Here is a 6,804-nt window from a genome sequence, read left to right on the forward strand (position 1 = left end):
TTTGCGTCCGTCTTCCTTCAGATTCCGCCTCACGGCGGACACCCTTGACTTTCGCTAACAGTTCCTACTGCCAAGTCTGTAGTGGACTTTCACCACCAAGTTGTCGCCCATGCCGGGCGCACAAAAAAAAGAACCCCATTTTTGATGGGGTTCTCCATTACCAAATTGAATGGTACTCGATTTCTTTCGAAATCTCCGTCCCATACTGTATCCGTAAGCGAATAAATTCGCAACGGCTCCAGCAATTAACGTTTTGAGAATTGTGGAGATTTACGCGCTTTTTTAAGACCTGGTTTTTTACGCTCTTTCATACGTGAATCACGTGTAAGCAGTCCAGCTGCTTTCAGTGGAGAACGGAAGTCAGGATCTACTTGTAGTAACGCACGAGAGATTCCGTGACGAGCAGCGCCTGCTTGTCCTGAGAACCCACCACCGTGAACGTTGATAGTGATGTCGTAGCTGTCTACTGTATCAGTGATAGCTAGTGGCTGTTTAACTACTAAATGTAGGTGATCGAAGTTTAAATATTCAGAAATATCTTTACCGTTAAAAGTGATTTTACCAGAACCTGGAGTCATGATAACACGAGCTGTAGAGTTTTTACGACGACCAGTTCCGAAATATTGTACTTGTGCCAATGGATGTCCCTCCTTAAATCAAGTTTGTAATGTCTAGTACTTCTGGCTGTTGAGCTTGGTTTTTGTGCTCAGGGCCAGCGTATACGTGAAGTTTTTTAATTTGTTTACGTCCTAGTGGGTTGTGTGGAAGCATACCTTTGATTGACATTTCAATCAAACGTTCCGGTCTTTGAGCACGGATTGTTCCAGCTGACTGTTGAGTCAATCCACCTGGGTGTCCAGAGTGACGAGAATAAATCTTGTCGCTAGCTTTCTTCCCTGTTAGTTTAACTTCTCCTGCATTAATTACGATTACGTGGTCACCAGTATCAACGTGTGGTGTATACGTAGGTTTGTTTTTACCGCGTAGGATAGATGCAACGACAGTTGACAGACGTCCTAAAGGAATATCTGTAGCGTCGACTACATACCATTTGCGTTCGATGTTACTTTCATTCGCCATAAATGTTGTACGCACGATCTTAACCTCCAAATTTTCTTTTCAAGAATCAATTTTAAATTAGCTGCTTTCCATCGCTTCTAAGTTCCGTTAAAAGTAATAAGAAAGACTCTCTGTTGTTTGTTCCAAAACAAGTTTCCGGGGCTTATCATGGTGGCAAACAATACCATCTGATATAGTACCGTGAATAGCGACAAAAGTCAATTGGTTTTGAAGATTTAATCATTTTATTTTCAATAGATTTATAGACAAGCCCTACAACTGGCCTTTCTACTAAGGTCCCTTGAAAGATCTATCGTTCACACTTTATCTATTATTTATCTTATTTAGAAGAATTAAAAAAGATGCCCATGACTGACAATTAAATCACTCATGAACATCTCTTCAATTGATTTAACTTATACTATTAGAAAACTACAAATCCCAGCAAAGCTATGGTTACAGGCAGTCCAACCATAAACACGATATCTATAGGCTTAACTGTCATCTTCAGCTGCATCACGCGGTCTTCACTGAACCCTTTGGATTCCATGGCCAGAGACAGGCGCTCGGACCAGCGGATCATACGGACCATCATCGTGAACAAGGGCTTTGAGTCAAAAGGTTTGACCGGGATATTTCTGACCTGAAGCGCGAGTTTTGAGTTGTCGTATTCTCTTCTGATCAGTGAAGTCAGATTGACTGCTGTAAAGATGGCATAGCCCATTTTCATCGGCATGCGTGCCTGCTGGATAAAGCTAGCAATCAGTTCTTTAGAATCTGTCGTCAGGCTGTAGCTGATGCCCAGCATCGCAAAGGCTAGTACACGCGACCCGAGGTTCAGGCCGTTGATCAGATCTCTCCCACTGGGAATAATTAGATCAGTCTGACTTGAGCTGAACAAGGCCTGTTCGGAGCTGAAAATCCAGCCGGTAAAGAAATAGCTGATGGAGACGAACAGAATCGGCACCATGATTTTCAGCAGGCGTTCAGGCGCAGCCCGTTTAGAGGTTGTAACGAAAATCAGTCCCAATAAGGTGATGGTCAGGTTGACTTCCCACTGAAAGGTCAGTCCAAGAATCAGGGACCCTAGAAGGATGCCCACGGTCTTAGCAGTTGGATTGATAGAGTCGATCATAAAACCTGTTTCACCTTCTTTTCTCTGATTTCATAAATCGTATCAGCATAAGCATCAACGAGCTGTCGGTCGTGACTGGTGAACAGGCAGGTCATCCCCGCTTCACAGAGTTCACTTAGTTTGTCCATGATTTTTCTGTCATTGGCTGCATCCTGTCCGTATGTCGGTTCATCGACGAGCAGGAGCTGCTGCTGACCCACTGTCATGCAGACAACAGCTAGACGTCTCTGCTGACCCTGGCTGAGGACCCAAGGCGATTCGTCGGCTTTGTTTTCAAAGTGATGATGTTCGAGCAGCGCTTTTGCCTGCTCGGCTGCTTGATCTTCTTCTATATCATCCCATGCAGTCAGGCTGAGGACCATTTCATCCATCACCTTAGTTTTAACAAATTGTAGCGACGGATCCTGAAAGATCAGACCGATTCTGGAATAAAGGTCAGCTGACTTCATGTCACGGATCGACTTGCCTTGGATCCTGATGTCTCCTGAATATGGCGACACATTTAATATCGAACGGAATAAGGAAGACTTTCCGATTCCGCTGGGCCCGACTAAAGCAGTCAGTGCGCCTTTTTTCAGTTCAAAAGAAGCCTCTTCGATCAGTGTGTTAACGTAAGTGACTTTTCTGAAAAAGGACTGCCGGACAGTCTGCTCGTGATAGACGGAGACCTTATCCAGTTCGAGTACTGTTTCATCAGTGTTTGGTCTTTGACGGGAAATCGTAGCAGGATCGATAACGACTCCAGCTTCAATCAATTTGTCCCGCTTGAGGTCTAACGGCAGATGTGTCAGATCGATCAGCTGGCGGGTTGTATCCATCAGAAGCCAGCGGCCTACCCAGTTCCATCTATCGACATGGTGATCGATGATGATCACTGCTTTGCCTTGTTTGGACAGGACTTTGATGTAGCTGACGTAATCTTCTATTGTCTGCTCATCCATATTGGCAAACGGTTCATCCATAATATAAAGCGGCAAATCCGACAAATTTGCACAGACAAAAGCCGCTTTCTGAAGCTCCCCTCCGGACAGATCGTCAAATGACCGGTCCAGAAGATGAGTCAGGTTGAAATGATTGGCTTTCTGTTCAATAATGTCATCAATACGCTCTGAAGGAGTCCGTGTATTCTCAAGACAGAAGCCCATTTCTTCTCTCAACGTCTTCATGCTGAAGGAGAGACGCGCATTCTGGAAAATGGTCCCGACTCTTTCTGAACGGTCGACGACAGACTTCAGCTGCACGTCTTCGCCGTCTATTCTGATGTGCGACACCGTCTGCTTCCCGCCATATTCCGGAAAGTAGCCATTGATCAGATTGGCTAGCGTACTTTTACCGCTCCCACTTCTGCCGCAGAGCAGAACGATTTCTCCTTTATCGATGGTTAAACTGGCATCTTCGATCAGTGGCTGTCCATTCAAGGTAAAGGTCAGATCTTTTATAGATAAAGCTGGATCAGTCAATGGCTTCACTGGCTTTCAGGTTGTGATTCAATATGCCGGCATCATCCAGCTTGTCACAGATCACCTTGGAAACATAGCCTGTAAAGAAGAGTGCACTCAAGAGTCTGATGACAAAAATCGCCAGGACGATACGCCAGTCCATTGCCAGATAGTTGCTCCTGAATCCTGTCCAGATGAATGACAGAATCGTTGCGGACAAGGCCGACAGCATGGTCACTTTATACGAATAGTTTTTATATTTAGTCAGAGCGAAAGGAATCTCGACACCTACCCCTTGAACAAGTGCAGATACAAGAACCATAACCCCAAACATATTGCCTAGAAGAACTTCGATCAGAGCTGCGATGACTTCAGTGACGATGCCGACGACAGGCTTTCTGATCAGGTAGGTGGTGATGATTGCCGCCATATACCAGATACCGTAAAACGGTTCGTATCCAAGCACTCCGAGTCCAAGAGGGGTTAAGACCGTCGTAAGGGCTGCTCCAGCATAGACCGCCAGCAGAAAGACGATTCCAAACACAACAGCGATTAGGGACATTAGTAAATAATCACGCAAAGTTAATGGTTTTCTGTTCATTAGATGTCTCCCTCCGGTACGTTACAGTGCAAGGTGAACTGACTGATGTAGTGACTGACTTCACTGCCGACTGTGTGCGACACATATTCCAGATAGTCGAAGACATCCTGTGCGCTTCCGCCAAGATTCGTTCCGTAATGTCCAGAACCCGTGACCACACCTCTGTCGATCCCTTCGTTGACGACTTTGGCAATGGTAGCCATATAGTTGTCAGATCCCATTGGGTAAAGGGCAAACTTCCCGATTACCGGAAAATCAATCGCTTCTGTTTCGGCCTGATTGACTTTTGGATCGTCAAGTTCCAGTGTGTAGTCACTGTCCGTGTCTCCGGGACACCCTTTTGAGATGGTCGATTCGAGAGTCATATGAACGCCTTCCTTGTAGGCATACAAAAAGGCAGCCTTCAGTGCATCGAATACCGCTTCTTCTTTCCCGCGGTAGACTGTTGAAATATGATCGGTCTCCGCCCAGACTTTCGACAGATCGACTTGCTTGATCGCACCTAGAATGATCGATTTGAAATCGTCACTCATCGGCGATAAATTGAAACGTGCGCCTGTAATTTCCAAAGTGGAACCAGGCTTTCCGACTGAACAATTTCCGTAGTTGACATAGTTTTTCTGCATGAAAAAAACTCCTCCTAACGAAAAAAACCCATAGGAAAGAGCCATAATATATAAGATACTTCCTACGCAGCCATTACGCTGATCAGGTTACTGGTCTGATATACATCACTCTCAGCCTCCAATTCGAGACTCCCAGGATCTTCCGTATTTAATTTTGTTGTACCACAATGACTATACCAATTTGACGAACAGAATACAATACATTTTTAACTGCTTTCATCTGTTTTCTGCCCCCCCCTTGTCTAACTGAGGCTTTTAAGCATAATCCAGTCCGTCTGCTCGTCGTTCCCCATGAAAAAGGAGTGACTCCCTACTTTCTTGAATCCTTTGGCTTTATAGAATGCTTTCGCAGGCTCGTTATGTTCCCAGACACCCAGCCAGATGCTCGTGCAGCCCTGTTCTTCAGCTGTCTCGACTGCCTTGTTTAAAAGACTCGTCCCCAACCCTCTGCGCTTGAATCCAGTACGGATATAGATCCGTTCGATTTCCAGTCCATCAGGATCGATGTCTTCCGTTCTCGCTTCTCCTGCATTCAGTTTCAGATAACCGGCCAGTTCATCGTCTGCATATAGAAAGTAAAATCGTGACCCTTCTGTGGCGAGCTCCTGACTCAGCTTCTCTTTTGTACAGGCTTTGGACAGGTAATCTGTCATGTTTTCTTCTGTGTTGTCTTTTTCGAACGTATCTGTAAAGGTCTCGATACTGATAGCCTGAAGGGTATCCAGATCCTCTAGTCCAACCAATTTAAAATACGTGCTCATTCGGTTCTCCCCTTTTGCTTAAGAAGTTTATGTCTATTTTCTAAGTGCCGTAAAGTGTCTGGTCGACTGATCGACCGCATCTCTGACCCGGTAAAGTCTGGCTTCTGCTTTGCCTATTTTTCCGATTGTAACTAGACCATTTTTCTCGAGCTCGTTTCCAATGGCACTAAACTGATATTCATCCAATTCGATGTCGTCATATGTCCGCCAGACTCTGATACCTTTTTCCAGGATGGCTGTCCCTTCAGGTTTGAGTGTCGGATTCGGTGCACGGTATTCGCCTAAGTGCATGGCCGTTGAGGTGTCATAATCCGTTCCGACTGCCAGAATCAGGGCATTCTCGTCATAAAGTTTTTTGAGCGGCGAGCCTTCACCCAGTCCAAAGTTCAGAGAGTGACCTGACGTGAGTTGATCAGCTTTCTTTCCCCAGGCCGTAAAAGAGACTGCCGGATGACTGCTTCTTCTTACATTCGGATAGGTTCGGAACAGATTGGCCACTACACCCATATATAAACTGGACCCTATAGAATAGACACGGATAAAAAACCCTTATTCGTTCTCTATTTTATAGGGTTCTTTATTGTATAATGAACCCAACTATATGAGTTCAAAGGAGAGCGTTGACATGGGAAGAAATTATTTTACAGAGGAAGAGCGAAGAGAACTTGAAGAAAATCCTTTTGTAGAGAAAGCATCAACTAAAGCAGTAACTTACTCAGAGGCATTCAAAGACCATTTCGCTAAAGAAAAAGCTCTCGGAAAAGGACCTACGCAAATTTTTAGAGACGCAGACTTTGATGTGATAGCGTTAGGGAAAGACCGTATAAAGACTTTTTCCAGACGAATTAAAAATATGAGCCATCGCCCAGAAGGATTTATGGATTTACGTAGTGAATCCAGTGGAAGACCCCGTACTAAAGAAAGAACTCAAGAAGAAGAAATCGCACACTTGAAACATAAAGTCGCCCTTCAAAAACAACAGATAGATGCCCTAAAAAAAACAAATTTTATCCATCGGAAGGCCAAGAGGGCTTCACACAAGAAAAATTCCAACTCATTAAAGACCTAACAAAACGAGATCATAATTTGTTAAATATATCATGGCTATGTGAGATTGCTTTAGTTTCACGTTCGGGGTATTACAACTGGTTGAAATCTGAAGAGAGTCGAAAGAAAAAAGAAG

The 6,804-nt window shown here is 44.6% G+C and carries 9 protein-coding genes and 1 riboswitch; of the genes, 1 reads left to right on the plus strand and 8 read right to left on the minus strand.

The annotated features are described in order from the left end of the window. Window positions 1-245: 245 nt before the first annotated feature. From rpsI to ACYQ4S_RS10270, 8 genes are all read right to left on the minus strand, one after another. Window positions 246-638, minus strand: coding sequence for a 30S ribosomal protein S9 (rpsI, locus tag ACYQ4S_RS10235; RefSeq protein WP_091266415.1), 393 nt, complete (start codon window positions 636-638; stop codon window positions 246-248). Window positions 639-651: 13 nt separating this feature from the next. Next, window positions 652-1,095, minus strand: a complete 444-nt coding sequence (gene rplM / locus ACYQ4S_RS10240; protein WP_091481849.1) for a 50S ribosomal protein L13 — start codon at window positions 1,093-1,095, stop codon at window positions 652-654. 388 nt (window positions 1,096-1,483) lie between these two features. Next, entirely contained in the window at window positions 1,484-2,194 is a 711-nt protein-coding gene (locus ACYQ4S_RS10245; protein ID WP_459770959.1) for an energy-coupling factor transporter transmembrane component T family protein, read from the minus strand. Further along, window positions 2,191-3,663: an ABC transporter ATP-binding protein gene (locus ACYQ4S_RS10250; protein ID WP_459770960.1), complete on the minus strand. Its 1,473-nt coding sequence runs from the start codon at window positions 3,661-3,663 to the stop codon at window positions 2,191-2,193. Before ACYQ4S_RS10250 ends, ACYQ4S_RS10245 begins: the two co-directional genes overlap by 4 nt. Beyond that, window positions 3,647-4,234, minus strand: coding sequence for an ECF transporter S component (locus ACYQ4S_RS10255; protein ID WP_459770962.1), 588 nt, complete (start codon window positions 4,232-4,234; stop codon window positions 3,647-3,649). The genes ACYQ4S_RS10250 and ACYQ4S_RS10255 overlap by 17 nt, the downstream gene beginning before the upstream one ends. Then, window positions 4,234-4,860 (minus strand): YkoF family thiamine/hydroxymethylpyrimidine-binding protein, encoded by a 627-nt coding sequence (locus ACYQ4S_RS10260; protein WP_459770964.1) that lies wholly within the window; start codon window positions 4,858-4,860, stop codon window positions 4,234-4,236. The genes ACYQ4S_RS10255 and ACYQ4S_RS10260 overlap by 1 nt, the downstream gene beginning before the upstream one ends. Window positions 4,861-4,901: 41 nt before the next feature. Then, a riboswitch (TPP riboswitch) is annotated at window positions 4,902-5,006 on the minus strand. 96 nt (window positions 5,007-5,102) lie between these two features. Further along, window positions 5,103-5,621 (minus strand): GNAT family N-acetyltransferase, encoded by a 519-nt coding sequence (locus ACYQ4S_RS10265; RefSeq protein WP_346025217.1) that lies wholly within the window; start codon window positions 5,619-5,621, stop codon window positions 5,103-5,105. 33 nt (window positions 5,622-5,654) lie between these two features. Then, window positions 5,655-6,128: an AAC(3) family N-acetyltransferase gene (locus ACYQ4S_RS10270; RefSeq protein ID WP_459770966.1), complete on the minus strand. Its 474-nt coding sequence runs from the start codon at window positions 6,126-6,128 to the stop codon at window positions 5,655-5,657. A gap of 118 nt (window positions 6,129-6,246) precedes the next feature. Between ACYQ4S_RS10270 and ACYQ4S_RS10275 the strand changes: the two genes are divergently transcribed. Next, a complete protein-coding gene (locus ACYQ4S_RS10275; protein ID WP_459770967.1) occupies window positions 6,247-6,690 on the plus strand; it encodes an HTH domain-containing protein in 444 nt (147 codons plus the stop codon). Window positions 6,691-6,804: the final 114 nt, after the last annotated feature.

This window comes from Alkalibacterium sp. s-m-28, assembly GCF_054658175.1.

Excerpts from the sequence above, each read along its gene's own strand:
- ACYQ4S_RS10245 (WP_459770959.1), bottom strand. The coding sequence starts at position 2,194 with ATGATCGACTCTATCAATCCAACTGCTAAGACCGTGGGCATCCTTCTA.
- ACYQ4S_RS10255 (WP_459770962.1), bottom strand. The coding sequence starts at position 4,234 with ATGAACAGAAAACCATTAACTTTGCGTGATTATTTACTAATGTCCCTA.
- ACYQ4S_RS10270 (WP_459770966.1), bottom strand. The coding sequence starts at position 6,128 with ATGGGTGTAGTGGCCAATCTGTTCCGAACCTATCCGAATGTAAGAAGA.
- ACYQ4S_RS10260 (WP_459770964.1), bottom strand. The coding sequence starts at position 4,860 with ATGCAGAAAAACTATGTCAACTACGGAAATTGTTCAGTCGGAAAGCCT.
- ACYQ4S_RS10265 (WP_346025217.1), bottom strand. The coding sequence starts at position 5,621 with ATGAGCACGTATTTTAAATTGGTTGGACTAGAGGATCTGGATACCCTT.
- ACYQ4S_RS10275 (WP_459770967.1), top strand. The coding sequence starts at position 6,247 with ATGGGAAGAAATTATTTTACAGAGGAAGAGCGAAGAGAACTTGAAGAA.